The organism is Mesorhizobium loti (genome assembly GCA_014189435.1).
Classification (GTDB): Bacteria; Pseudomonadota; Alphaproteobacteria; order Rhizobiales; family Rhizobiaceae; genus Mesorhizobium; species Mesorhizobium loti_G.
In genome coordinates, this window is sequence record CP050293.1 from 3,551,549 (window position 1) to 3,576,775 (window position 25,227).

Sequence of the window (25,227 nt, forward strand, 5' to 3'; positions counted from 1 at the left end):
TAGCGCTGGCACGGATTTCGCGCACCTGAAAAGACAAAAAATTGGGCGGAGCCGGGATAGAATTGGGATGCCAACGATGAGGAAATACCTCTTTTCAGCAGGTTTCGCGCTGCTTGTGGCGGCGACGTGCGTGTCGATCACCGTGATGACGCCACCGGCTTTCGCCAGCGAGATCAAATACGTCGTCAACGACATTCCGGTCACCACCGGCGACATCGCCCATCGCGCCGCCTTCCTGAAGCTGCAGCGCAAGAAGGGTGACGCCGGCCAGGAAATGATCGACCAGACGCTACGCATGGCCGAGGCCAAGCGGCTTGGCATCCGCATCAGCGACGCGCAGGTCGAGGCGGCGTATCAGCGCTTTGCGTCCAGCAACAAGATGCAGCTCAGCCAGCTCGATGGCGTCATGGAGAAGTCGGGCGTCACCAAGGGCCATTTCAAGGAATTCATCCGCGCCCAGATGGCCTGGAACCAGGCCTTGAGCGCGCGCTACCGGTCCGGCGATGGCACCGGTGCCGTCAGCGAACAGGATCTTGTCAGGAAGATGCTCGAAAAGGGCGGCTCCAAGCCGAGCGCCACCGAGTACATGCTGCAGCAGGTCATCTTCGTGGTGCCAGCCGCCGAACGCAGCGCGACGTTGGGCAAGCGCAAGCGCGAGGCCGATGCCATGCGCGCCCGCTTCAACGGCTGCAACACGACGCGCGAATTCGCCAAGGGCCTGATCGACGTCACCGTTCGCGATCTGGGCCGGGTGCTGGCACCGCAACTGCCGCCGGACTGGGCCGAGCAGATCAAGGCTACCAAGGTCGGCGGCGCCACCGTCACGCGCGAAACCGAACGCGGCGTCGAATTCATCGGCATCTGCTCGTCGCGCGAAGTGTCCGACGACAAGGTCGCGCAGATGGTCTTCCAGGGTGAAAGCTCCGGTGACAAGAACGCCGACGAGCTCAGCAAGAAATATGTCGACGAGCTGAAGGCGAAAGCCCGCATCGTCAAGCGCTGACGTGAGCGGCACAGTGATTGCGCTCGCGTTGAGCGCCGGCGATCCGTCCGGCATAGGGCCGGAGATTGCCATCGCCGCCTTTATGGCGCGCGAGGCTGCCGCCCTGCCCCCCTTCTACCTGCTCGCCGATCCGGCGTTGATCGCCTCGCGGGCGCGCCTTCTCGGCATTTCGCTGCCGATCGTCGAAACGACATCGGCGCAGGCGGCGCAAGTCTTTGCCCGCGCCTTGCCGATCGTGCCACTGACTGCCCGCTGCATCGACAGCCCCGGCCGACCCGACCCGGCCAATGCGACCGCCACCATCGAAGCCATCGACCGCGCCGTCGCCGACTGCCTTGCCGGCGACGCCTCGGCCGTCGTCACCTGCCCCATCGCCAAGAAGCCGCTCTACGATGCCGGCTTTCGCTTTCCCGGCCACACCGAATATCTGGCGCATCTGGCGGCCCGGCACAGCGGCGTCGAAGCCATGCCGGTGATGATGCTGGCCGGCCCCGACCTGCGCACCGTTCCCGTCACCATCCACATCGCGCTGGCCGAGGTGCCGAAGGCGCTGACCACCGAACTGATTGTCGCCACTGCGCGCATCACCGCCACCGACCTCACCGGCCGCTTCGGCATCGCCCGGCCGAGGCTCGCCATTGCCGGGCTCAATCCGCATGCCGGCGAAGGCGGCGCAATGGGCCACGAGGACGAGCGGATCGTGCGCCCGGCTGTCGACATCCTGCGTGCCGAAGGGATCGACGCTTTCGGCCCGCTGCCGGCCGACACGTTGTTCCACGCCCGGGCACGGGCCGGCTACGACGTAGCCCTTTGCATGTATCACGACCAGGCGCTGATCCCGGCCAAGGCGCTGGCCTTCGACGAGGCGGTCAATGTCACGCTCGGCCTGCCATTCATCCGCACCTCACCCGACCACGGCACGGCCTTCGACATCGCCGGCAAGGGCGTGGCGCGACCCGACAGCCTGATGGCGGCGCTGAAGCTTGCCAGACGGCTGGCCGACACAGACAAGAAGGCAGTTGCCGCATGAGACCGCAGGCATGAGCATCGACGGGCTGCCGCCGCTGCGCGAGGTGATCGAGCGCCATGGTCTGCAGGCAAAGAAGGCGCTCGGCCAGAATTTCCTGCTCGACCTCAACCTCACCGGCAAGATCGCCCGCACCGCCGGCGACTTGTCCAATGCAACCGTGATCGAGGTCGGTCCCGGTCCCGGCGGGCTGACCCGCGCCCTGCTCTCCAACGGCGCGCGCCACGTCATTGCCATCGAGCGTGACGAACGCTGCCTGGCTGCCCTTGCCGAAGTGTCCGATCATTACCCCGGCAGGCTGGAGGTTGTGTCCGGCGACGCGCTGAAGACGGATTTCGCGGCACTTGCCAGTGGAGCGGCCGGGAACGGCGGCCCGGTAAAGATCGTGGCCAACCTGCCCTACAACATCGGCACGGAGTTGCTGGTGCGCTGGTTGACGGTCAGCGATTGGCCCCCCTTCTACACCTCGATGACTTTGATGTTCCAGCGCGAGGTGGCCGAGCGCATCGTCGCGCCCGCCGGCAGCGACAGCTATGGCCGGCTGGGGGTTCTTGCCGGTTGGCGGACGGAGGCGAGGATCGCCTTCGACGTACCGCCACAGGCATTCACGCCGCCGCCAAAGGTCACCTCCTCGGTGGTGCATCTGGTGCCGCGCCTGACCCCTCTGCCCGCCGAGGTGAAAAAACTCGGCCGCGTCACCGAAGCCGCCTTCGGCCAACGTCGCAAGATGCTGCGGCAGAGTGTGAAAAGCCTCGGCGGCGAGGCTCTGCTCGAACGCGCCGGCATCGATCCGACACGCCGCGCCGAGACGCTCAGCGTCGAGGAGTTTGTAAGGTTGACGAACGCGGTGTAGGAAGCTGCCGATCTCCCCCCTCGTGGGGGAGATGTCCGGCAGGACAGAGGGGGGCGCGAAGGATCGCCAACCTTGGAATCTTGCCGGACCATTGCCAACCCACGACCGGCAAAAGTGAAGGTAGTCTAGTTATTTGATCGTCGGCGGGACAGCGCCCGCCTCTGCCCTGCCGGGCATCTCCCCCACAAGGGGGAGATTGGCGCCTCACCGCCTCAGCCAGTCTTCTCGTCCAACAGTCCCGAGACGAAATCGAACAGGCCTGGCCGGCGGTCGCGTCTTAGCCGCTCGGCGACGACGATGCCGCGCACTTCCGCGAAGGCGCGATCGAGGTCGTCATTGACGATGACGAAATCATATTCCTTCCAGTGCTCGATCTCGTTGCGGGCGTTTTTCAGCCGCGTTTCGATCACCGCTTCCTGGTCTTCGGCGCGGCGCTTCAGCCGCGCCTTCAATTCCTTCATCGATGGCGGCAGGATGAAGATCGAGACGATGTCAGCGCGCATCTTCTCCTTGAGCTGCTGGGCACCTTGCCAGTCGATGTCGAACAGCATATCGCGCCCTTCTGACAGCGCCAGCTCGGCCGGTTCGCGCGGGGTCGCATAGCAATTGCCGTGCACCTCGGCCCATTCCAGCAGCGCGTCGGAATCACGCAGCCGTTCGAACTCGCGCATCGTCCTAAAATGGTAGTGGACGCCCTCGATCTCGCTGCCGCGGCGCGGTCTGGTGGTGACCGAGACCGACAGTTCGAGACTGGAATCGCTTTCCAGAAGATTGCGCGCGATCGTCGACTTGCCGGCGCCGGACGGCGACGACAGGACGAGCATCAGGCCCCGGCGGCGAATGCGGGACCCCAAATCCTTGGCAACCATCGGCTACTCCAGATTCTGGATCTGTTCACGAAACTGGTCGACCACCGCCTTCAGCTCCAGCCCGATCGCGGTGACGGCGGCGGCATTCGACTTCGAACACAGCGTATTCGATTCGCGGTTAAATTCCTGTGCCAGAAAATCGAGCTTGCGGCCAACCGCGCCGCCGCCCTCCAGCAATGCCCGACCGGATGCGACATGCGTTTTCAGCCGGTCGATCTCTTCGCGAATATCGGCTTTGGTGGCCAGGAACGCCGCCTCCATGTGCAGCCGGGTCGCGTCCAGATTGGCGGAAGCGTCCATCAGGAGCCTGACCTGCTCGGCGATGCGCTCGCGGATCGCCACCGTCTCGCGTGACGGATCCACTTCTGCCCGCAGCGTCAGCGCCTCGATTGTGTCGATATGACCCGACAGCAGCACAGCCAGCGCGGCACCCTCGCTCTGTCGTGCCTGTTCGAGCCCCTTCAAGGCGACCTCGAGCGCGGCCATGATCGCTGCATCGAGCGCGGCCCTCACTTCTTCGGTTTCGACAGTTTCGGGAATGTCGAGCACACCGCGTAACGACAGCAACCCGTCTGATGTCGCGGGAGCAACGCCGAATTGCTCCTGCAGCCGCTTGGCGAGCCCGGCAAGGTCTTTCAGGAAGGCTTCGTTGACGACCGGCTGCGCCTGCGCGCCGGCGGCACGGCCGATGGTCAGCGTCGCCTGGAAATTGCCGCGCGCAAAACGCTTCTGAAGTAGCTGCCGGACGGCCGGCTCCAGCCGCTCGAAGCCTTGCGGCAGCCGCAGCCTTACCTCGACGCTCTTGCCGTTGACGGACTTGACCTCCCAGGCGATCGAGGTGCCGTCATGCTCGGCGACGGCGCGTGCAAAACCGGTCATGCTCTGCAAATTCATATCGCCCACACGTGTCTGGCGCATCACCCCGAAACCGGTTTTCCGGAGAGGAGCAAGTGCGGCTTGAAAATGACTGCGCCGCAGGCGCGTCGAAATCGGACGCGCGGCGCTCTTCCAAATGTCAGGGCATCGCCTGGTGGGCAATGCCTTTCTTGACTCTACTGGGCAGCGCCCGCGTCACCGCCGCTGTCGTCGCCACCGTCAGCGGGCGCGCTGTCAGCCGGCTTGTCGGCATTGCTGTCGCCGGCGCCAGTGGTGTTGGCCGGCTTGGCAGCCTTGGCGGCCTCATCCGCCTGCTTCTTCTGCAAGGCGCGATAGCGGGCGACATTCTCGTTGTGCTCGTCCAGCGTCGCGGCAAAGACGTGCCCGCCGGTGCCATCGGCGACGAAATAGAGGTCGTCGGTCTTCGACGGATTGGCCACCGCCTCCAGCGCTGCACGACCCGGATTGGCGATCGGCGTCGGCGGCAGGCCGTTGATCACATAGGTGTTGTAGGGCGTCTGCTTCTGGATGTCCGACTGGTAGATCGGCCGGTCCGTCGGCTTGCCCTTGCCGCCGAACAGCCCGTAGATGATGGTCGGGTCGGATTGGAGGCGCATGCCCTTGGCAAGCCGGTTCAGGAAGACGGCGGCAACCCGTGAACGCTCGTCACCCTTGCCCGTCTCCTTCTCGACGATCGACGCCAGCGTAACGAACTCTTCGACGTTGGCCAGCGGCAGGTCCGGCGCGCGCCGCTGCCAGACATCGTCAACCAGCTTCTTTTGATCCGCAAGCAGCTTGTCGACCATCTGCTGGCGCGTCGCGCCGCGCGTGAAGCGCAGTGTGTCGGTGGCGAGGCTGCCCTCCGGCGGCGTGGTTGCCGGCATATCGCCGCTCAAGGCAGGCTCGTCGGCGATGCGCTGCAGCGCCTGCTCGACCGTCAGCCCTTCGGGAACGGTCAGCGAATACATCACCGACTTGCCGCTCTTCAAAAGCTCCATGATGTCGCGCATGGAAGCCCTGGGCTTGATCTCGTACTCGCCGGCCTTCAGCGCGGAATCATTGCCGAAGGCCCGCACGCCAAGGCGGAATACACGGGCATCGCTGATCAGCCCGCGGCGCTCGAGCTGGTCGGCGATATCCTGGACGCCGGTGCTCGGCTTGACCAGGAAGGTGTCGCCATTGGCCGAGGGGCCGGGTTCGGTGAATTCCTGCTTGCCGAAATAGACCGCGACGCCAGCCGCCAGAACCATCAACATCACCGAAGAGATGACGAAGTTCATGAACACGACGACCTGGCTGCGTGATGCACGCGAGCGCTTCGGCGGCGGCGTGCCGGCCTCCGGCCGCAACGCCTCGCTGGCCGTTTTCGGCACGATCGGTCCTGAAGTCGCCGGCCGTTGCCCGAATTCTCCGTTGCCTGCCGGATTTGTGTTCATTTCGCCCTACCGTTTGATCGCCCAACGAATCCCCAGCGGCAGAGTAGGGGCGAATATGGCAAAATTGACGGCACGCCAAAGCGTCGCCCGATAACCGGACGATCAGCCATTGTAGCGCTGGAAGACCAGCGACGCGTTGGTACCGCCAAAGCCGAAGGAATTGGACAGCGCCACGTCGATCTGGCGGGCACGCGGCTTGTTCGGCACCAGGTCGATCGCGGTTTCGCGCTCCGGGTTGTCGAGGTTGATGGTCGGCGGCGCGACATTGTCCCTGATGGCAAGGATCGAAAAGATCGCTTCGGCGGCACCGGCCGCCCCGAGCAGGTGGCCGATCGACGACTTGGTCGACGACATCGAAATCTTCGACGCGGCATTGCCGACAAGCCGCTCGACAGCGCCGAGCTCAATCGTGTCGGCCATGGTCGAGGTGCCGTGGGCGTTGATGTAGTCAACATCGGCGGGCGTCAGCTTGGCCCGGTTCAGCGCCGCCGTCATGCAACGGAAGGCACCATCGCCATCCTCGGCGGGCGCCGTGATGTGATGCGCATCGCCGGTGAGACCATAACCCGTCACCTCGGCATAGATCTTGGCGCCGCGCGCCTTGGCATGCTCGAGCTCCTCGAGCACGACAACGCCGGCGCCCTCGCCCATGACGAAGCCGTCACGGTCGCGATCATAGGGGCGCGACGCCGTTTGCGGCGAATCATTGCGCTCCGTCGACAGCGCCCGGCACGCGGCGAAGCCGGCGATCGACAGCCGTGTCACCGGCGCTTCGGCGCCACCGGCGACCATCACGTCGGCATCGCCCCACATGATCAACCGGGCAGCATCGCCAATGGCGTGCGCGCCGGTCGAACAGGCCGTGACGACGGCATGGTTCGGGCCTTTCAGCCCATGCCGGATCGAAACCTGCCCGGAAACGAGATTGATGATCTGGCCTGGGATGAAGAAAGGGCTGATGCGGCGCGGACCGCGCTCCTTGAGGATCATCGCGTTCTCGGCGATGCCCTCGATGCCGCCAATGCCGGAGCCGATCAGGACGCCGGTGGCACACTGCTCTTCATGCGTCTTGGGTTCCCAGCCGGAATCCTTCAGCGCCTCGTCGGCGGCGGCAATCCCGTACAGGATGAAGTCGCCGATCTTGCGCAATTCCTTCGGCTCGAGCACGGCCTCGGGATTGAAGGTGGCATTGCTGCCATCGCCACGCGGAATGACGTGGGCGATCTTGCAAGCAAGATCCTCCACCTCGAACTCGGTGATGCGCTTGGCAGCGCTGCGGCCGGTCAGAAGTTCCTTCCAGCTGTGCTCAAAGCCCATGCCGAACGGCGACAGCAACCCAAGGCCCGTGACGACGACACGCCTCATCGCAGGTCCTCCCCGGTGATGACTGCGGAAAGCGTCAGGCCGAAGCCTTGTCGATGTACTTCACGGCATCGCCAACGGTCAGGATGGTCTCGGCCGCATCGTCGGGAATCTCGACGCCGAATTCTTCTTCGAACGCCATGACGAGTTCGACCGTGTCGAGGCTGTCGGCGCCCAGATCATCGATGAAGCTCGCCTGCTCCGTCACTTTGTCGGCATCGACGCCAAGGTGCTCGATGACGATCTTCTTGACGCGCTCTGCGGTGTCACTCATTTGGGGCATCCTCGTCTTTTGTTTGTCTGTCTTCGTTAGCGGGCAGAATGCCGCTAATCAAGCTGAAAGATGGTCCTGCCGGAAACGCAACGGCTACGGACCGGTTTTTGCCCGAACCGCCGGGTTGCGGGCCGCATTACACGAAAAATAGCTGAGGTCCAAGCCGAAATGGTCTCTTTTCACAACCCGCCGGACCTTGTTCAGAATTCGCCCTGCCGAGTCATATGGTGCGGTTTTCGAGACCCGGAGCGGAGCGTACTTGGAGTACGCGAGCACCGGAAGCGCAGATAACCGCGGCAGATGGCCGGCAGGGTAGAATTATCAACAAGGTCCGTCAGATCATCGCCATGCCGCCATTCACATGGATGGTCTGGCCGGTGACGTAGGCGGCTTCGTTGGAGGCGAGATAGGCGACGGCGGAAGCGACTTCAGCACTGGTGCCCATGCGGCGCGTCGGGATCGCGGCCATGATCGCCTCTTTCTGCTTGTCGTTGAGCTTGTCGGTCATCGCCGATTCGATGAAGCCCGGGGCGACGCAGTTGACGGTGATGTTGCGGGTGGCGATCTCCTGCGCCAGCGACTTGGAAAAGCCGATCATGCCGGCCTTGGAGGCGCAGTAGTTGGTTTGACCGGGATTGCCGGTGACGCCGACCACCGAGGTGATGTTGATGATGCGGCCGTGGCGGCGGCGCATCATCGGATGGGTGAGTTCGCGGGTCAGCCGGAACACGGCGGTCAGGTTGACCTCGAGCACGGTGTCCCAGTCGGCATCCGACATGCGCACGAACAGCCCGTCCTTGGTGATGCCGGCATTGTTGACCAGGATGTCGACGCCTTCGAGATCGGCCTCCGCCTTCTGGCCGAGCGCCTTGACCTCGTCGCGGTTCGACAGATTGGCCGGAAACAGCTTGACCCGGTCGCCAAGCTCGGCTGCCAGGGTCTCCAATTTCTCGACGCGGGTGCCATGCAGGCCGACGATCGCGCCTTGCGCATGCAGCACCCTGGCGATCGCCTCGCCGATGCCCCCCGATGCGCCGGTGACGAGCGCCTTGCGGCCAGTCAATTCGAACATTTTTGTCTCCTGATTGAGAAGAGAACACCCCTTTACAGGGATGGGATCAAATGACGCTTTATGCAAGCGCCGCCAACGCCGCTTCGACCTCAGCCGCGGAGCCGACCGAAGCGGTGGCGATGTCGCGGTTGATGCGGCGCGCCAATCCCGAAAGCACCTTGCCGGCGCCAATCTCGTAAAGCGTGGTGACGCCGTTTGCGCCGAACCATTCTACCGTCTCGCGCCAGCGCACGCGGCCTGTCACCTGCTCGACCAGACGCCGCGCAATCTCGTCCGGATCGCTCGACGACGTCACCGACACGTTGGAGACGACCGGGACGACCGGCGGGTTCTTTGTCACGCCGGCCAGGGCTTCGCGCATGACGTCCGCGGCCGGCGCCATCAGCGCCGAATGGAAGGGCGCGGACACCTGCAGCATCAGTGCGCGCTTGGCGCCCTTTTCCGTGCACAGTTTTGCGGCCAGTTCGACCGCGGCTTTGGCGCCGGAAATGACCAGTTGGCTGCCGCCATTGTCGTTGGCGATCTGGCAGACAGAGCCTTTGCCTGCCTCCGCGCAGGCGGCTTCGACATCGGCCTGCTCCAGTCCGATGATCGCCGCCATCGCCCCCTCGCCGGCCGGCACCGCCGCCTGCATGGCATTGCCGCGGATGCGCAGCAGCCTGGCGGCATCGGCAACCGAAACGAAGCCAGCGGCCGCGAGTGCCGAATATTCGCCCAGCGAATGGCCGGCGACATAGGCAACCTTGTCCTTCAGCGAGAAGCCGCGCGCTTCCAGCGCCCGGATCGCGGCCAGCGACACCGCCATCAGCGCCGGCTGCGCGTTGGCGGTCAGCGTCAACGTCTCTTCCGGCCCTTCCCAGATCAGCTTCGACAGGTTTTCGCCCAGCGCGTCGTCGACTTCCTGGAAGATCCTGCGCGCTTCGGGAAAGGCGTCGGCGAGATCCTTGCCCATGCCGATTGCCTGGCTGCCTTGTCCGGGAAAGGTGAATGCAACGGCCATGCTAGGACTCCCAAGGGCTGGTTTTGCTTGCCTGATAGACGAGTTTTTCTTGCCTGTGACGCAAGGCAGGCCGCCAAGTCAAGCCCGGTTCGACCCTGCCCGGCGGCCGCTTCGTCCGCCGAGTGCCTGTTCCGAAAGGCTTTTTGGCGATCACTCCTGATGAAAACCGCTCACGATTCGTTTGCTGGCTCTTCTTATTTTCGCTACAGGCGCTAGCTTTGCGTGACAATTCTATGACAATCGAGTGACGTGTTTGTCGCTGGGTGGGGAAGTTAAAGTGGCAAAGAGTTACAAACGCGCCGGCAAGGCCGCGCCACAGTTCCTGGAAGACGACCCCTCCACCGGCTATCTGCCGGGCAGGAGATGGCCGGTCGTGCGCTATGGGCTGATCAGCCTGGCGATCGCTGCCGTCCTGGTGTTTGCCATCGAACTGATCGTGCGCGGCGATTTTGCCGGCACTGTCTCCTTCTTCCTGCAGCCGCTCAAGCCCGGCTGGACCACCATCGTCGTGTTCGCGCTGATCCTCATCGGCCTCGATGCGGTGCTCGGCCGCAGCCACCAGAGCCTGATGATCGTCGCACCGCTGACCCTGTCGCTTGCCTTCGTCGGCCACCAGAAGTCGCACTATCTCGGCGATCCGCTCTATCCGACCGATTTCCTCTATGCCCGCCAGATATTCGCGCTGCTGCCGCTTTTGGTGCGCGACCGGCCGATGACCGCGCTCGCCATGGTCGTCGGCATCGTCGCCGGCCTGTCGCTGCTCGTCTATGGCTGGCGGCTGTGGCGCCGCAAGGTTCCAGCACTCAGCCACAAAGGCCGCCTTGCCAGGCTGACGCTGGCAGTGCCGCTGCTCGCCTTCTTCGTCTCGATCATGGACTACGCCACCTTCTCCTGGACCAGGGACCGGCTGCAGATCATCCCGATCATGTGGGACCAGAAGGAAAACTATGCCTCCAACGGCTTTGCGCTGGCCTTTGCCCTCAATGTGCCGATGGCACATGTCTCGGCGCCGCCAGGCTATTCCGACAAGGCGATCGCGGCGATCGGCAGGTCTGACGTGACCGCCTCGGTGCCGGCCGAGAAGCCCGACATCATCATCGTCATGAGCGAGTCCTTCTGGGATCCGACCAAGCTGCCCGGCGTCACCATCACACCCGATCCGATCCCCAATGTACGGGCGTTGCGCTCGGGATCGATGTTCTCGCCGGAATTCGGCGGCATGACCGCCAACATCGAGTTCGAGGCGCTGACCGGCTTCTCCAACGCGTTCCTGCCGGCCGGCAGCATCCCCTATCAGCAATATGTGCGCACGCCGACGCCTTCGCTCGCCACCTTCCTCAAGAGCCAGGGTTACCGGGCGCGCGCCATCCATCCCGGCACCAACTGGTTCTGGAACCGTGGCGCCGTCTACGCCGATTTCGGCTTCAACGACTTCAAATCAGAAGAGACGCTGCCGCCGATGCAAAAGCGCGGACCGCTGGCATCGGATGCGGCGATGACCGACGAGATCATCAGCGAGGCCGACGCCAGCGACGAGCCGGTGTTCTTCTTTGCGGTCAGCCTGCAAAACCACGGTCCCTACGAGCCGAACCGCTATTACAGCCCGACGCATACGGTGCAGGCGCCGATCAGCCAGTGGGCGCGCGAATCGCTGCTCAGCTACGCCGAGGGCTCAGCCGATGCCGATCGCGGTCTTGAACGCCTCGTCGAATGGGCCAAGAAACGCTCCCGCCCCACCGTGATCGCCTTCTTTGGCGACCATCTGCCGCCGCTCGGGCCGGTCTATGTCGAAACCGGTTTCCTGAAGGACAATGTCGCCCCGCGCAAGGAAGCGTCGCCCGAGGCCGCCCTCGAACACCACGCGACGCCGCTGGTCATCTGGTCGAACCGCACCGGGCCGGCTGAGGACATGGGCGCCGTCAGCCCGGCCTTCCTGCCCTATCATATCCTGAAGACGGCCGGCATCAGCCATCCCTACTATACCGGCTTCCTGGGCGAGATGAGCGAACGCTACCGTGTTGTCGACCGCAATTTGTTGCTGACGCCGGCCGGCGAGGCCACGCCTGATTGGGCGCGGCAGAAGGAGATCGACCCGGCGATCCGCGATTTCCGCCTGTTGCAGTACGACATGATGTTCGGCAAACGCCACGCGGCGCCCGACTTCTTCCCAGAAACGGTCGACAAGGTTGTCGCCACCCATACGAGTTGAGCCGATCGATCCCGTGAGGAGCCGGCCGGTCTCTGTCGGGTCGAGCGTTCAATTCGTCAATTGCAGCTTCGTGAACTTGTTGGCTATCTGCAGGAACACGTTCGGCAGTTTGGTCGGATCGTTGACGGCATAATAGTTGCTCGGGTCTGAAGCGCAGGCGCTGTAAAGCGCGCGGTTGGCGGCGGTGTCGGACTGCAGCACCATGGTGTAGATTTGCACACCCTCGTCCTTCAACTGCGTACAAACGCTTTTGGTCCAGCCGTCGACATTGCGCGCCGCGGTCGTCTGGTTGTCCGATCCGAAGCGGCCACCAGCCAGATAGCCATAGGATGTGTAGTCGGATTTCGTCGGCTGTTCGCTGGCGCCATAGACGACGTTCTCGCCATCGGTGAGCAACAGCACGATCTTGCTGATGCCAGGCGTCTTCCAAGGCGCGCCATCGGTGTAGGGCGCGGCGGGCGACAGCACCCGCATGCCCCACGATAGGCCCTCGGAGACATTGGTGCCTGAACCGTTCCACTCGGTCATCTCGCCTGCTGCCTTGCGCAGCTTGTCGAAATCGTCGGTCAGCGGGACGACGGGTGTGGGGCAAGCGCGGTTCGGGCCGACGGTGATGCGGGTGCCCGTCTCGGTGATGAGCTCGTTGACGGGCGCGATATATTTGGCGACCTTTTCCTTGGCAGGCTTGCCGGGCGTCACCAAATCGCTGACGAGATCGCTGACATCGATGCCGAGAGCGTTGCCTTTCTGCTTATCGAGCTTGGTCTTGTCGTAGCCGTCGTCGAGATAGGAATTGTTGTAGTATTTATCCGAATTGCCATAGGAGGCAGACGGGGCCTGGGCAACTTGCGGATCGTCCGGCGCAAAATACGGAACGAACAGCGTGTCGGGCTTGGCGGGATCGGGTGAGGCGTCGGAAATGTTGTTGGTGCCCGGTCGCGCCTCGACGCAACCTTTCCATCCGGTGCCGTTCCATCCGGGCTCGGTCCATCCGGTCATTTTGAGCTGCTTGAAAAGCGCCATGTGATTGGGGCGCTTGCCGTCGATGATCGGGAAATTGATGCCGTTGGTGGACGACTTGCCGTCCATGTCGATCCAGGACTGGTCGAATTCGTCACCGTCGACATTGACGGCCGTAACGAATGGAACCAGCGAGGCGCGGATCTGGCGCGTCGGCGACTTTGTCGATTCGAGCGTGTCTAGCAATGATTTGGTCGCGGTCCTCAGCGCCGTCATGCGCGCGCCGGCCATGGAGCCGGTGTTGTCGAGCACCAGCACGACTTCGAGCTGGTTGTTCGATTCAACGGCGGAGGCATCGACCTCGATGCGCTTGCTGTTGCCGAACAGGAAGGCGAAGTTCAGGTTGACGTCCGCTGTGGCAACCGCCTTTGTCTTGACGAAATTGATGCCCTTGTCGACGGTCAACGTCGCCTGCGCGTTGCCGAGTTCGCTGTGCCCGACGATATTGGCCTGGAAATAGCGGTGGAAGGCATCATTGCGGGTGATGTCGAGATCGCCAAGATGCGAAGAGGCAAGGTTTGCCCCATCGAGGGCATTCTGCAGATTGCTCTTGGCCCGCATCAGGGTGGAGACATCGGTCGCGAAACCGACAGCCGTCAGGATGACCGGCAAGCCCAATCCCAGCACAAGCGTGAAATTACCGCTCGTTGAGCGCCAGAATTTGCCGAAAAGCATCCTTACCCCCGCAAATGCTTGCCGCGCTTTTTTGTGCGCGGGCTATACGGCTTCTGCGCCTCCCATGATGAATCGAGCGTTGACGGCGAGGTTTCAACTCCACACAACCTGACATTGTGGTTAAGGTCCGGTTTCCGGAAAACCCCAAAGCCTGGCCCGTTGTTGCTGCTTGATTATTCCACCGCATGCGACACAGAGAACGCCGCCCACCCTTGCGTTGCGGCTGGATTGCTATATAGACGCCCGCAATCTGCCGGTCCTTGCTGGGGGCTGAACGGAGGGCCGGAGGTTTTATCCAAAACCTTCGTGTGATGCCAGAAGTGCTTCCGCCTCCCGTGTCTCCGCTCTCGACCGTCTCGAAATGCTCCTTTCTTCCCCGCCCCTTCGGGACCAGCGGGTCAGAGAAGTTGCAGAGGCTTTTGCCGCCGGGAACCGGAAGAGAAACGAAGAAAGGCACTGAACCACTATGGCTCTATACGAACATGTGTTTCTTGCCCGGCAGGACCTCTCGCAGCAGCAGGTCGATGCGCTTGTCGAACAGTACAAGGGCGTCATCTCCGCAAATGGCGGGTCCGTCGGTCGGGTCGAGAACTGGGGACTGAAGTCCCTCACCTACCGGGTCAACAAGAACCGGAAGGCTTACTACACGCTGATGGATCTGAATTGCCCGGCGGCCGCGCTCAACGAGATGGAGCGCCAGATGGGCCTGTCCGAAGACGTGCTGCGTTTCCTGACCATCAAGGTCGAGGCGCATGAGGAAGGCCCGTCGGCCATGATGCAGAAGCGCGAAGAGCGCTCGGAACGCGGCGGCTTCGGCGACCGCGACCGTGGCGATCGTGGCCCGCGCTCGTTCGGCGACCGTGATCGCGGCGACCGCGGCGATCGTCCGCCGCGCTCGTTCGGCGACGCCGGTGCTGATCGTGGTCCGCGCCGTCCGCGCGAAGGCTCTGAAGGGGGTGCAGAATAATGGTCGACATCAATCAGATCCCGACCCGGCGCCCGTTCCATCGCCGCCGCAAGACCTGCCCGTTCTCCGGCGCCAACGCGCCCAAGATCGACTACAAGGACGTGCGTCTGCTGCAGCGCTACATTTCCGAGCGCGGCAAGATCGTGCCGTCGCGCATCACCGCCGTCAGCCAGAAGAAGCAGCGTGAACTCGCCAAGGCGATCAAGCGCGCCCGCTTCCTCGGCCTGCTGCCCTACGTGGTTCGCTAAATCTTTTATGAGCGGGCGGTTCACCGCCCGCTCATCTCCCACGGCGACGGGCGCTGCGGGGTCGGACATCAAATCCCGGGTTGAGGTCAAAAACCTCTAACTGCCGCGACAGGCAGGACAGCGACACCAGCGCCCCAGGCGCTCAAGCTTCCTGACCTGTTCCAGAGACATTCGGCGTCGATCTCATCGGTCGATTGGCGCCTAACTGAAGGAATAAAACCATGGAAGTCATTCTTCTCGAACGCGTTTCCCGACTCGGCCAGATGGGCGACACCGTCAAGGTCAAGGACGGCTTTGCCCGTAACTTCCTGCTGCCGCAGGGCAAGGCGCTGCGCGCCAACGAAGCCAACAAGAAGAAGTTCGAAGGCCAGCGTGCCCAGCTCGAAGCCCGCAACCTCGAGCGCAAGTCGGAAGCGGCCCAAGTCGCCGAAAAGCTCGACGGCAAGAGCTTCATCGCCGTGCGTTCGGCTGGTGAAACCGGCCAGCTCTATGGTTCGGTGTCGACGCGCGACATCGCGGACCTGCTGACGGCGGAAGGTTTTTCGATCAACCGCAACCAGATCCTGCTCAACCAGCCGATCAAGACCATCGGCGTCACCAATGTGGCGATCGCGCTGCATCCGGAAGTCGAGGTCACCGTCACGCTCAACATCGCCCGCACGGCCGACGAAGCCGAGCGCCAGGCCAAGGGCGAGACGCTGACCACCGCCGAAGCCATCTATGGCGACGACATCAACGACAATGCCCGGCCGGAAAACTTCTTCGACCCGAACACCGAGTTCGAGGGCGGCGAAGACAACGCCTGATCATACGTCGCAAGGCGATTGGAGCCGTGCTCTGATCACGGTTGGAGCGGTGCTCTGATCTCGATTGAAGCGTTGCTTCGATCACTTTGCCGGCATCCAGCCATACTGGACCAACGCCCGGGCCTCGCGCCCGGGCTTTTTTATGCCAAATGGAACTTTTCGAACCCCCATATATTGTTGCAGACTACAGCGTCGCGCGTCCTTTGGCCGCGCAAATGACGCTGTGCAACTTTGGTTCGGCGCAGGATCCCCGATGAAAATCGATTCCGATTTTCGGGTCACGCGCCAAGACAGCCTGTCTGGCCGAGAGGGGACATTTGGTCATGAATATTCTGTTGAAGCGCGTTCTCGACCGCCTGGTGCGCACCGGCAATCTCAAGGTAACCGGCCCCAAGGGCATGACAGTGGTTTTCGGCGACGGCAGCGGCGAACCGGTGCACATGCACATCAAGACCGCGCATGCCGAGCGCGCCATCACCTTCGATCCGATGCTGGCTGTGCCTGAAGCCTACATGGACGGCGAGCTCGACATTCTCGAAGGCGGCGTGCTGGGCGTAATGCGCATCGCCTTCCAGAACATGGGCAGCGGCGGCATCGACGCGACCTGGTCGAAAGCCATCGAAGGCCTGCGCCACGCCTTCCGCCGCCTGCAGCAGATCAACACCGCCTCGCGCTCGCGCCGCAACGTGCAGCGCCACTACGATCTGTCGGGTGATCTCTACCGGCTCTTCCTCGACGAGGACATGCAGTATTCCTGCGCCTATTTCGAGCAGCCGGACATGACGCTCGACGAAGCACAGGCGGCCAAGAAGCGCCACATCGCCGCCAAGCTCCGACTGAAGGCCGGCCAGACGGTGCTCGACATCGGCTCCGGCTGGGGCGGGCTCGGCCTCTACCTCGCCAAGGCGTTCGACGTCGACGTGCAGGGCGTCACGCTGTCGACCGAGCAGCATGGCGTCGCCACCGACCGGGCGCACGCGCAAGGGCTGGAAAGCCGCGTGCATTTCGAGCTCAAGGACTACCGCGAACTCAACGAGCGTTTCGACCGTATCGTCTCGGTCGGCATGTTCGAGCATGTCGGCGTCAACCATTACCGCACCTTCTTCGACAAGAGCGCGACGCTGCTCAAGCCGGATGGCGTCATGCTGTTGCACACGATCGGCCGTTCCGGCGTGCCGTGGGCAACCAGCGCCTTCATCCGCAAATACATCTTCCCGGGCGGCTACATCCCCGCGCTCTCGGAAGTCATGCCAGCGATCGAGAAATCGGGCCTGGTCGTCACCGACGTCGAGATCCTGCGGCTCCACTATGCCGATACGCTGAAGCACTGGGGCGAGCGCTTCGCCGCCAACCGCGACAAGGCCAAGGCGATCTATGACGAGCGCTTCTGCCGCATGTGGGAGTTTTACCTGGCTGCCTCGGAAGCCGCCTTTCGCTGGCAGGACCTGGTGATCTTCCAGATCCAGATCGCCAAGAAGAACGACACGCTGCCGATGACACGCGACTACATGGCCAAGTGCGAAAAGGCGCTCGAGATGCGCGATATGGGGCATCGTGAAACGGCCCCCGTCAAAAAGAGCCCTGCCGCCAAGCCGGCTCGCCGCCGCAAGGTTGCGGACCAGGAATAGCATTGCCACTTGCCATTGCCGGCCCCTGCACTGAAAAAGGTCCCGTGATCGCCACGGGACCTTTTTCATGACCTATATGCTTTATGCCGCTGCCGCCCTGGCCGAGATCGCCGGCTGCTTCTCGTTTTGGGCCTGGTGGCGGCTGGAAAAGTCGCCGCTATGGCTGCTTCCCGGCCTCGCCTCGCTTGCCCTGTTCGGCTTCCTGCTGGCGCTGGTCGACACATCAGCTGCCGGCCGCGCCTACGCCGCCTATGGCGGCATCTACATTGCGGCATCGCTTGGCTGGCTGTGGCTGGTGGAGGGCGTGCGCCCCGACCGCTGGGACTTTGCCGGCGCCGCGCTGTGCATTGCCGGCGCTTCGGTGATCCTTCTCGTCCCGCGGGGCGCGTGAGATGGAACTGCCGGCACCCCTTCGTCAAGGTGTAGAGCGCCTGCTCGAAAACGTTCCGCTGGCGGTACTCAAACAAGCGGCAAAAACGCTGTCCGACCGTTATCGTGCTGAGTTGCGCGACGGCCGTTTGCACATGGCCGAGGATCTGGCGGTGAAGGCCTATCTGGCGACGCGGCTGCCGGCGACCTATGCCGCGATCCGCGCCAGCCTCGACGCGCTGAGCGGCGCAGAGCCAGGCTTTCAACCCAGGAGCCTACTCGATGTCGGCGCCGGCCCTGGTACGGTGCTTTGGGCCACGACCGACCTGTGGCCGGATCTCGAACAGGCGGTGCTGCTGGAAGCGAGCGCGGCGGTGCGCAAGGTCGGCGAGACACTTGCCGCCGGCGCGATTGCCGCCGAGATCAGATGGCTGGCGGGCGATGCCACCATCGACCTCGCCGACCTCAAGCCTGCCGATCTAGTTACGTGCGCCTATGTGCTGGACGAAATTGCCCCGGCATCCCTGCCGAAGCTCATCAATCGGCTCTGGCAACTCACAGCCGACACGCTGCTGATCGTCGAGCCGGGCACCCCCGCCGGCTGGCAGCGTATCCTCGCCGTGCGCCGGCAGCTGATCGAGGCGGGCGCGCATGTGCTTGCGCCTTGCCCGCATCAAGCGCCCTGCCCGCTCGCCCAGCCCGACTGGTGCCATTTCTCCCGCCGCGTCGCCCGCTCGCGCCTGCACCGGCTGGCCAAGGACGCCGACGTGCCGTGGGAAGACGAGAAGTTCATCTATGTCGCGGCTTCTCGCGACGGACCCACATCACACCAGGCACGGGTTCTTGCGCCGCCGAAATCCGGCTCCGGCAAGGTTCTGCTCAAGCTTTGCAGGGAAGACGGCACCGCCGCCGAGCGCTTGTTCACCAAACGCGACGGCGCCGACTTCAAGCTGGCCCGACGGCTGGACTGGGGCGACAGGCTGGCTTCCGAATAAGCGGCAGTGGCGTTTCGAACCGCGCCGAAGAAAAATTTCGGAGCGATGTCGAATCCAGGCCGTGCCGTTCGACCATTGGCGTTCTCGGACCTTTCGAGACGCCAAGAGTGTCAAACGACAGCCAACAGGAGAAACGCAATGACCTACATCGCAGGATTTGTCGCCGCGGTGCCCGCCGCCAACAAGGAAGCCTATCGCAGGCATGTCGCCAAGGCGGCATCGGTGCTGAAGGAGTTCGGCACGACCCGCATGGTCGAAGGATGGGGCGACGACGTGCCCGGCGGCAAGATCACCGACTTCAAGGGAGCCGTGAAGGCAAAGCCGGATGAAGTCATCACCTTTTCGTGGCACGAATACGCGGACAAGGCGGCGGCGGACGCGGCCTATCAGACGATGATGAGCGACCCGCGCATGGCGGAGATCGGCGCGTCCATGCCCTTTGATGGCAAGCGCATGATCATCGGCGGCTTCACGCCGTTCATCGACCTGAACACGACCGGCAAGACCGGCTATATCGACGGCTCGCTGGTGCCGGTGCCGGCTGCCAACAGGCAAGCCTACCTTGCCGTGGCGGCGAAGCAGGCCGCGGTGATCAAGGAACATGGCGCAACCCGCGTCGTCGAAGCGTGGGGCGATGATGTTCCCGACGGCGAGGTCACCGATTACCGTGGCGCCGTGAAAGCGACGGGCGACGAGGTTGTCGTCTATGCCTGGATCGAATGGCCGTCGAAACAGGCGCGCGACGACGCCTGGAAGAAGGTGATTGCCGATCCGCGCATGTATGCCGACACCATGCCCTACGACAACCAGCGCCGGATCCATGGCGGCTTCGCGCCGATCCTCGACGCCTGATCCCAAGAACCCTAGTTTCGACAATCCTGGAAAAGGAAATCCACCATGCGTTATGCCTGTCTCATCTACTACCACCCCAAGACGTTGTTCGGCGGCAGCCCGGAGGCCAATGCCGCGCTTGCCGAATGCGCCGGATATGACGAGGTGCTCAAGGCCAGCGGCCACTTCGTCACCGCCGAGGCCCTGGTGTTGCCCGAAGAGGCGATGACCGTGCAGGTCCGCGACGGCAAGATGTCGTCGGTCGACGGCCCGTTCATGGAGACCAAGGAGATACTGGGCGGCATCATCGTCATCGAGGCCCGCGACCTCAACGAGGCGGTGCGGGTGGCGAGCGGCCATCCGCTGGCAACGATCGGCTTCGTCGAAGTCCGCCCGGTCGTCGACTTCAGCCAGCCGCCGCCGGTCCTGTGAGCACCACCAGCCCGCGCGACGCCCTGGGGGCGGTCTACCGCACCGAGGCGCGGCGCGTGCTGGCGACCTTGATCCGCCTGCTCGGCGGTTTCGACGCGGCGGAGGAGGCCTTGCACGAGGCCTTCACTGCTGCCGCCGAACAATGGCCGCGCCAGGGTGTGCCGGCCAATCCCTATTCCTGGCTGGTCTCGGCCGGCCGCTTCAGGACCATCGACCGCTGGCGCCGGGAAGCGCGGCTGACCGGAGCCCTGCCCGAGCTCACGGCCCTGGCCGAGCCGATACCGGAGCCGGCCATGCCGGAAGACATCCAGGACGATGAATTGCGGCTCATTTTCGTCTGCTGCCACCCGGCGCTGGCGCCGGACGCACGCATAGCCCTGACCCTGCGCGAAGTGGGTGGTTTGACCACCGAAGAGATCGCCCGCGCCTATCTGACACCGGCACCGACCATTGCGCAGCGCATCGTGCGGGCCAAGGCGAAGATCCGGGACGAGGCCATTCCCTACGAAGTGCCCGACCGCGGCGACCTGCCGGCGCGTCTCGATAGCGCGCTGCAGGTGATCTACCTGATCTTCAACGAGGGTTACGCCGCAACCGAGGGACCGAACCTGACGCGGGCCGATCTCTGCGCCGAGGCGATCCGGCTCGGCCGGCTGATGATCGAGCTGCTCGACCAGTCGGAAGCGCAAGGGCTGCTTGCCCTGATGCTGCTGCACGAGGCGCGGCGCGCGACGCGGGTCGATGCCAGCGGCGATCTCGTGCTGCTGGAAGACCAGGACCGCACGCTGTGGGACCGTGTGCTGATCGCCGAGGCCGACGGCCTGATCGGCCAGGCGATCGCCTCGCGCCGCATCGGACCTTATATCCTGCAGGCAGCCATTGCTTCCGTTCACGCCGAGGCGGCCGGCACGACTGAGACCGACTGGGCGCAGATCGTCGCGCTCTACGATGTGCTCGACCGCATCGCTCCCTCGCCAGTCGTGGCACTCAACCGCGCCGCGGCCATAGGCATGCGCGACGGCCCGCAGGCCGGACTGGCGGCAATCGAGACGGTCATGGGACAGGGCGGGCTGGACGGCTACCATCTGGCTTATGCCGCACGGGCGGACATGCAGCGCAGGCTTGGCTTGACCGAAGCGGCAAAGACCTCCTACCGGCGGGCGCTTGAGCTGACCCGGCAACCGGCGGAACGCCGGTTCCTGCAAGCGCGGCTCGATCAGCTCTAGGCTCGCGTTGAACCAGAAGCAGGAGCAGCCGATCCATGCTGGCAGATAGACACGGGGCCGAGTATTCTTCCCATATGGAACAGGGTTCCCCACCAACTTTATATCTTCTTTGCGGAAAGATTGCTGCGGGGAAGTCGACGCTTGCAAGGCATATTGCAGCGCGGCCGGCGACCTTGCTCATCAGCGAAGATCACTGGACGTCACATCTGTTTTCAGATGAGTTGAGGACAATCGACGATTACGACCGTCTTTCGGCGCGGCTTCGCGCTGCCATGGGGCCGCACATTGTCGATATTTTACAACAGGGCCTTTCTGTTGTTCTGGATTTCCCGGCGAACACTGTCAGCCATCGCAACTGGATGCGTTCGCTAATTGCCCGGGCCGATGTGACCCACGAGCTACATCTGCTCGATGTACCCGACACAGTCTGCAGGCAACGGCTTCGTCACCGAAATGCAGGTGGCGAACACCCGTTCCAAGTAAGCGAAGCGGACTACGATCTGTTCACAAGCTATTTCGTCCCTCCGGAACCCGACGAAGGCTTCAACATCGTTGTCCACACATCCTGACCGAACAATCGAGTGCGGCCATGGATTCAAAAGCCTATCAGGTTGATGGGACCGAATGGCAGGGAATCTAGATCTACCACACCAGCCGATTGTTCTTGCTTCGTTCCAGGCAGTCGCGTAGAATTAGTGCCTTGCCGAGTCAACCGGAATCGGGGCACGGGAATACTGTTCTGTGGACGGTTTTCTGTTCCTGTGAATCGTGGGCATCAAAGCTGATTGGACAGGCACTGGTGCAGATAAGTCATCACTGACTTATCACGTTCTGATATCGAGAAGCCGGATCGGAATCGGGGACATCATGGCAGAGGCAGCGCGAAAATTCGGCGTCGCGGAAACACCGCTTTATCGTGAAGCGCCAAACAACATCGAGGCGGAGCAGGCGCTGCTCGGCGCCATCCTCGTCAACAACGATGCCTTCTACCGCGTCTCGGACTTCCTCAAGGCCAGTCATTTCTACGAGCCGCTGCACCGCAAGATCTTTGAGGTGGCGTCCGAGTTCATCCGCATGGGCAAGGTCGCGACGCCGATCACGCTAAAGACCTTCCTGCCGGCCGACGAGAAGGTCGGCGACATGACGATGGCGCAATATGTCGTGCGGCTGGCCGTGGAAGCCGTTACCGTCGTCAACGCCACCGATTATGGCCGCGCTATCTACGATCTTGCGACGCGCCGCGCGCTGATCACCGTCGGCGAGGACATGGTCAACATCGCCTATGACGCGCCGGTCGACATGGCGCCCGGCGAGCAGATCGAGGATGCCGAGCGGCGGCTGTTCGAACTGGCCGAAAACGGTCGCTACGATGGCGGTTTCGAAAGTTTTTCCGATGCGTTGAAGAACGCCGTCGACATGGCCAGCGCGGCCTATATGCGCGATGGCCACCTGTCCGGCATTGCCACCGGCCTGCGCGATCTCGACCACCGCATGGGCGGCCTGCAGCCATCGGATTTGATCATCATTGCCGGCCGCCCGGGCATGGGCAAGACCTCGCTTGCCACCAACATCGCCTACAACATCGCGGCCGCCTATGAGCCTGCCCAGCAGGCCGACGGCTCCGTCAAGGCGGCCAATGGCGGCGTCGTCGGCTTCTTCTCGCTCGAAATGTCGTCGGAGCAGCTGGCCACCCGCATCATTTCCGAGCAGACCGAGATCCCATCCTCGAAAATCAGGCGTGGCGACCTGACCGAAGCCGATTTCGGCAAGCTCGTCGCGTACACGCAGGAGAACCACAAGCGGCCGCTCTACATCGACCAGACGGGCGGCATCTCGATTGCCCAACTCGCGGCTCGCGCCCGCCGCCTCAAGCGCCAGCGCGGGCTGGATCTGATGGTCATCGACTATATCCAGCTCATGCAGGGTTCGTCCGCCAAGGCGTCGCAGAATCGCGTCCAGGAAATCACCGAGATCACCACCGGACTGAAGGCACTCGGCAAGGAACTCGGCGTGCCGATCATCGCCCTCTCGCAGCTCTCGCGTCAGGTCGAAAGCCGCGACGACAAGCATCCGCAGCTGTCCGATTTGCGTGAATCGGGTTCGATCGAGCAGGACGCCGACGTAGTGCTGTTCGTGTATCGCGAGGAATATTACATCAAGAACAAGGAGCCGGAGAAAGGCACGCCGGAGCACCTCGCCTGGGAAACAAAGATGGTCGAGGTTCAGGGCAAGGCCGAAGTGATCATCGCCAAGCAGCGCCATGGCCCGACCGGCACCGTCAGCCTTGCCTTCCAGGGCGAGTTCACCCGCTTCTCCGACCTTGCCGAGGAGCATCATTTGCCGGAAAGGTTCGAGTAGCTTTTGGCCGGCGTCGCAACCAAGATGCGGGATCATGGCGCTTTACGGCGCCCCCCTCTGTCCTGCCGGACATCTCCCCCACTTGGGGGGAGATTGGCTGTCGCCCATGCCGACGCTCTTTTTTGCGACGCTGAAAATTGGCGATGCCTAACGCGCAGTCCGATCTCCCCCTAGTGGGGGAGATGGCCGGCAGGACAGAGGGGGGCGCTGTCCCGCCGACTTATCTGTCGTCTGCCAAGGCAGCTTCCTTCTAATGGCCAAATCCCGCGTTCAATTCATCTGCCAGAGTTGCGGATCGGTGCATCAGCGCTGGGCCGGCAAATGCGATGCCTGCGGCGAGTGGAACACGCTGGTCGAGGAAGGCACTTCGGGCGGCATCGGCTCGGGTCCGGCCAACACGCGCAACGCCCGCAAGGGCCGCGCGGTGGTACTCACCACACTCTCCGGCGACATCGAGGATGCGCCGCGCATCATTTCGGGCATCGGCGAGCTCGACCGCGCCACCGGCGGCGGTTTCGTGCGCGGATCAGCGCTGCTGGTCGGCGGCGATCCCGGTATCGGCAAGTCGACGCTGCTCACCCAGGCGGCCGCGGCACTGGCGTCAAAAGGCCACCGCATCGTCTACGTCTCGGGCGAAGAGGCGGTCGCGCAGATCAGGCTGCGGGCGCAGCGGCTTGGCGTCGCCTCCTCTCCGGTGGAACTTGCCGCAGAGACCAACGTCGAGGACATCCTCGCCACCATTGCCGACGGCAAGCGGCCTGATCTCGTCATCCTGGATTCGATCCAGACGCTGTGGACCGACCTTGCCGATTCGGCGCCCGGCACCGTCACCCAGGTGCGTGCCGCCGCCCAGGCGATGATCCGTTATGCGAAATCCACAGGGGCGGCGATCGTGCTGGTCGGCCATGTCACCAAGGAAGGCCAGATCGCCGGACCGCGCGTCGTCGAGCACATGGTCGACGCCGTGCTCTACTTCGAAGGCGAAGGCGGGCATCATTACCGCATCCTGCGCACGGTGAAGAACCGTTTTGGACCGACCGACGAGATCGGCGTCTTCGAAATGTCGGACAAGGGCCTGCGCGAGGTGGCCAACCCATCCGAGCTTTTCCTTGGCGAACGCCATGCCAAATCGCCGGGCGCCGCGGTTTTCGCCGGTATGGAAGGGACAAGGCCGGTGCTGGTCGAGATCCAGGCGCTGGTCGCGCCGTCCTCGCTCGGCACGCCGCGCCGCGCCGTCGTCGGCTGGGATGGCGCCCGGCTGTCGATGATCCTGGCGGTTCTCGAAGCCCATTGCGGCGTGCGCTTCGGCAGCCACGACGTCTACCTCAACGTCGCCGGCGGCTACCGCATCTCGGAACCCGCGGCCGATCTTGCGGTAGCAGCGGCCCTGGTTTCCTCGCTCACCGGTCTTGCCCTTCCCGCCGATTGCGTCTATTTCGGCGAAATCAGCCTTTCGGGCGCCGTGAGGCCGGTTGCGCATGCGCAACAGCGCCTCAAGGAAGCCGAAAAGCTGGGTTTTGGAAGCGCGGTTCTGCCCTCGGGCAGCGGGGAACTGGCCGGGGGGATCGGTGCCGGTTCTTTCCAGCCGACCGAGCTTGCCGACCTCGTGGCACGCATAGCCGGCTCACGCCGAAGCCGCGTGGGCGAGGAAGACTAAGCAGACTGACGTTGGCAAGCCAACGTTTCGCCTG

24 protein-coding genes are annotated in these 25,227 nt (G+C 63.6%); 16 read left to right on the forward strand and 8 right to left on the reverse strand.

Annotated features, from left to right (window positions below; translation table 11 throughout):
* Positions 1-67: 67 nt before the first annotated feature.
* From HB777_17505 to rsmA, 3 genes are read left to right on the forward strand one after another with little or no spacing between them, the layout of a single operon-like run.
* Positions 68-1,003, forward strand: coding sequence for a peptidylprolyl isomerase (locus tag HB777_17505; GenBank protein QND65518.1), 936 nt, complete (start codon positions 68-70; stop codon positions 1,001-1,003).
* A gap of 1 nt (position 1,004) precedes the next feature.
* Positions 1,005-2,033, forward strand: coding sequence for a 4-hydroxythreonine-4-phosphate dehydrogenase PdxA (gene pdxA, locus HB777_17510; protein ID QND65519.1), 1,029 nt, complete (start codon positions 1,005-1,007; stop codon positions 2,031-2,033).
* 10 nt (positions 2,034-2,043) lie between these two features.
* Positions 2,044-2,883, forward strand: a complete 840-nt coding sequence (rsmA, locus tag HB777_17515) for a 16S rRNA (adenine(1518)-N(6)/adenine(1519)-N(6))-dimethyltransferase RsmA (protein ID QND65520.1) — start codon at positions 2,044-2,046, stop codon at positions 2,881-2,883.
* Positions 2,884-3,095: 212 nt separating this feature from the next.
* Here the strand turns inward: rsmA and gmk are convergent, their stop codons facing one another.
* From gmk to fabD, 7 genes are all read right to left on the reverse strand, one after another.
* Positions 3,096-3,752, reverse strand: a complete 657-nt coding sequence (gmk, locus tag HB777_17520) for a guanylate kinase (GenBank protein ID QND65521.1) — start codon at positions 3,750-3,752, stop codon at positions 3,096-3,098.
* 3 nt (positions 3,753-3,755) lie between these two features.
* Positions 3,756-4,646, reverse strand: a complete 891-nt coding sequence (locus HB777_17525; protein ID QND68805.1) for a YicC family protein — start codon at positions 4,644-4,646, stop codon at positions 3,756-3,758.
* Positions 4,647-4,804: 158 nt separating this feature from the next.
* Positions 4,805-6,064, reverse strand: a complete 1,260-nt coding sequence (gene mltG / locus HB777_17530; GenBank protein ID QND65522.1) for an endolytic transglycosylase MltG — start codon at positions 6,062-6,064, stop codon at positions 4,805-4,807.
* Positions 6,065-6,166: 102 nt separating this feature from the next.
* Positions 6,167-7,429 (reverse strand): beta-ketoacyl-ACP synthase II, encoded by a 1,263-nt coding sequence (fabF, locus tag HB777_17535; GenBank protein ID QND65523.1) that lies wholly within the window; start codon positions 7,427-7,429, stop codon positions 6,167-6,169.
* A 34-nt stretch (positions 7,430-7,463) separates the two neighbouring features.
* Positions 7,464-7,700: an acyl carrier protein gene (locus HB777_17540; GenBank protein QND65524.1), complete on the reverse strand. Its 237-nt coding sequence runs from the start codon at positions 7,698-7,700 to the stop codon at positions 7,464-7,466.
* 334 nt (positions 7,701-8,034) lie between these two features.
* Positions 8,035-8,772 carry a 3-oxoacyl-[acyl-carrier-protein] reductase gene (fabG, locus tag HB777_17545; GenBank protein QND65525.1) on the reverse strand — a complete coding sequence of 246 codons (738 nt, stop codon included), beginning with the start codon at positions 8,770-8,772 and terminating at the stop codon, positions 8,035-8,037.
* Positions 8,773-8,830: 58 nt separating this feature from the next.
* Positions 8,831-9,772 carry an ACP S-malonyltransferase gene (gene fabD / locus HB777_17550; protein QND65526.1) on the reverse strand — a complete coding sequence of 314 codons (942 nt, stop codon included), beginning with the start codon at positions 9,770-9,772 and terminating at the stop codon, positions 8,831-8,833.
* A gap of 277 nt (positions 9,773-10,049) precedes the next feature.
* On the opposite strand from fabD, the gene HB777_17555 reads away from it, so the two are divergent.
* Positions 10,050-11,981, forward strand: a complete 1,932-nt coding sequence (locus tag HB777_17555) for an LTA synthase family protein (protein ID QND65527.1) — start codon at positions 10,050-10,052, stop codon at positions 11,979-11,981.
* Between the two features lie 48 nt (positions 11,982-12,029).
* Here HB777_17555 and HB777_17560 read toward each other — a convergent pair whose 3' ends face one another.
* Complete coding sequence (locus tag HB777_17560; GenBank protein ID QND65528.1) at positions 12,030-13,676, reverse strand: hypothetical protein; 1,647 nt, start codon at positions 13,674-13,676, stop codon at positions 12,030-12,032.
* A 466-nt stretch (positions 13,677-14,142) separates the two neighbouring features.
* Here HB777_17560 and rpsF point away from each other — a divergent pair, with 466 nt between their 5' ends.
* The 12 genes from rpsF to radA all read left to right on the forward strand — a co-directional run bounded on the left by rpsF (position 14,143) and on the right by radA (position 25,193).
* Positions 14,143-14,643: a 30S ribosomal protein S6 gene (gene rpsF, locus HB777_17565; protein QND65529.1), complete on the forward strand. Its 501-nt coding sequence runs from the start codon at positions 14,143-14,145 to the stop codon at positions 14,641-14,643.
* Positions 14,643-14,891: a 30S ribosomal protein S18 gene (locus HB777_17570; GenBank protein ID QND65530.1), complete on the forward strand. Its 249-nt coding sequence runs from the start codon at positions 14,643-14,645 to the stop codon at positions 14,889-14,891. Before rpsF ends, HB777_17570 begins: the two co-directional genes overlap by 1 nt.
* Before the next feature lie 221 nt (positions 14,892-15,112).
* On the forward strand, positions 15,113-15,697 hold the full coding sequence (gene rplI / locus HB777_17575) for a 50S ribosomal protein L9 (GenBank protein ID QND65531.1): 585 nt from the start codon (positions 15,113-15,115) through the stop codon (positions 15,695-15,697).
* 323 nt (positions 15,698-16,020) lie between these two features.
* Positions 16,021-17,325, forward strand: a complete 1,305-nt coding sequence (locus HB777_17580) for a class I SAM-dependent methyltransferase (GenBank protein QND65532.1) — start codon at positions 16,021-16,023, stop codon at positions 17,323-17,325.
* A 67-nt stretch (positions 17,326-17,392) separates the two neighbouring features.
* Positions 17,393-17,716: a YnfA family protein gene (locus HB777_17585; protein QND65533.1), complete on the forward strand. Its 324-nt coding sequence runs from the start codon at positions 17,393-17,395 to the stop codon at positions 17,714-17,716.
* Between the two features lies 1 nt (position 17,717).
* On the forward strand, positions 17,718-18,689 hold the full coding sequence (locus HB777_17590; GenBank protein QND65534.1) for a methyltransferase type 11: 972 nt from the start codon (positions 17,718-17,720) through the stop codon (positions 18,687-18,689).
* Positions 18,690-18,827: 138 nt separating this feature from the next.
* Positions 18,828-19,541, forward strand: coding sequence for a DUF1428 domain-containing protein (locus tag HB777_17595; GenBank protein QND65535.1), 714 nt, complete (start codon positions 18,828-18,830; stop codon positions 19,539-19,541).
* Between the two features lie 45 nt (positions 19,542-19,586).
* A complete protein-coding gene (locus HB777_17600) occupies positions 19,587-19,952 on the forward strand; it encodes a YciI family protein (GenBank protein QND65536.1) in 366 nt (121 codons plus the stop codon).
* A complete protein-coding gene (locus HB777_17605) occupies positions 19,949-21,178 on the forward strand; it encodes an RNA polymerase sigma factor (protein ID QND65537.1) in 1,230 nt (409 codons plus the stop codon). Before HB777_17600 ends, HB777_17605 begins: the two co-directional genes overlap by 4 nt.
* Positions 21,179-21,252: 74 nt before the next feature.
* On the forward strand, positions 21,253-21,747 hold the full coding sequence (locus HB777_17610; protein ID QND68806.1) for an ATP-binding protein: 495 nt from the start codon (positions 21,253-21,255) through the stop codon (positions 21,745-21,747).
* A gap of 298 nt (positions 21,748-22,045) precedes the next feature.
* Positions 22,046-23,536, forward strand: coding sequence for a replicative DNA helicase (locus HB777_17615; protein QND65538.1), 1,491 nt, complete (start codon positions 22,046-22,048; stop codon positions 23,534-23,536).
* 253 nt (positions 23,537-23,789) lie between these two features.
* Positions 23,790-25,193, forward strand: a complete 1,404-nt coding sequence (radA, locus tag HB777_17620; protein QND65539.1) for a DNA repair protein RadA — start codon at positions 23,790-23,792, stop codon at positions 25,191-25,193.
* Positions 25,194-25,227 lie beyond the last annotated feature (34 nt).

Coding starts and splice junctions, on each gene's coding strand:
- HB777_17570 (QND65530.1), top strand. CDS start 14,643: ATGGTCGACATCAATCAGATCCCGACCCGGCGCCCGTTCCATCGCCGC.
- HB777_17600 (QND65536.1), top strand. CDS start 19,587: ATGCGTTATGCCTGTCTCATCTACTACCACCCCAAGACGTTGTTCGGC.
- HB777_17615 (QND65538.1), top strand. CDS start 22,046: ATGGCAGAGGCAGCGCGAAAATTCGGCGTCGCGGAAACACCGCTTTAT.
- rsmA (QND65520.1), top strand. CDS start 2,044: ATGAGCATCGACGGGCTGCCGCCGCTGCGCGAGGTGATCGAGCGCCAT.
- gmk (QND65521.1), bottom strand. CDS start 3,752: ATGGTTGCCAAGGATTTGGGGTCCCGCATTCGCCGCCGGGGCCTGATG.
- HB777_17585 (QND65533.1), top strand. CDS start 17,393: ATGACCTATATGCTTTATGCCGCTGCCGCCCTGGCCGAGATCGCCGGC.
- radA (QND65539.1), top strand. CDS start 23,790: ATGGCCAAATCCCGCGTTCAATTCATCTGCCAGAGTTGCGGATCGGTG.
- mltG (QND65522.1), bottom strand. CDS start 6,064: ATGAACACAAATCCGGCAGGCAACGGAGAATTCGGGCAACGGCCGGCG.
- HB777_17590 (QND65534.1), top strand. CDS start 17,718: ATGGAACTGCCGGCACCCCTTCGTCAAGGTGTAGAGCGCCTGCTCGAA.
- fabG (QND65525.1), bottom strand. CDS start 8,772: ATGTTCGAATTGACTGGCCGCAAGGCGCTCGTCACCGGCGCATCGGGG.
- HB777_17580 (QND65532.1), top strand. CDS start 16,021: ATGAATATTCTGTTGAAGCGCGTTCTCGACCGCCTGGTGCGCACCGGC.
- rpsF (QND65529.1), top strand. CDS start 14,143: ATGGCTCTATACGAACATGTGTTTCTTGCCCGGCAGGACCTCTCGCAG.
- HB777_17505 (QND65518.1), top strand. CDS start 68: ATGCCAACGATGAGGAAATACCTCTTTTCAGCAGGTTTCGCGCTGCTT.
- HB777_17525 (QND68805.1), bottom strand. CDS start 4,646: ATGAATTTGCAGAGCATGACCGGTTTTGCACGCGCCGTCGCCGAGCAT.
- fabF (QND65523.1), bottom strand. CDS start 7,429: ATGAGGCGTGTCGTCGTCACGGGCCTTGGGTTGCTGTCGCCGTTCGGC.
- rplI (QND65531.1), top strand. CDS start 15,113: ATGGAAGTCATTCTTCTCGAACGCGTTTCCCGACTCGGCCAGATGGGC.
- HB777_17540 (QND65524.1), bottom strand. CDS start 7,700: ATGAGTGACACCGCAGAGCGCGTCAAGAAGATCGTCATCGAGCACCTT.
- HB777_17560 (QND65528.1), bottom strand. CDS start 13,676: ATGCTTTTCGGCAAATTCTGGCGCTCAACGAGCGGTAATTTCACGCTT.
- fabD (QND65526.1), bottom strand. CDS start 9,772: ATGGCCGTTGCATTCACCTTTCCCGGACAAGGCAGCCAGGCAATCGGC.
- HB777_17595 (QND65535.1), top strand. CDS start 18,828: ATGACCTACATCGCAGGATTTGTCGCCGCGGTGCCCGCCGCCAACAAG.
- HB777_17610 (QND68806.1), top strand. CDS start 21,253: ATGGAACAGGGTTCCCCACCAACTTTATATCTTCTTTGCGGAAAGATT.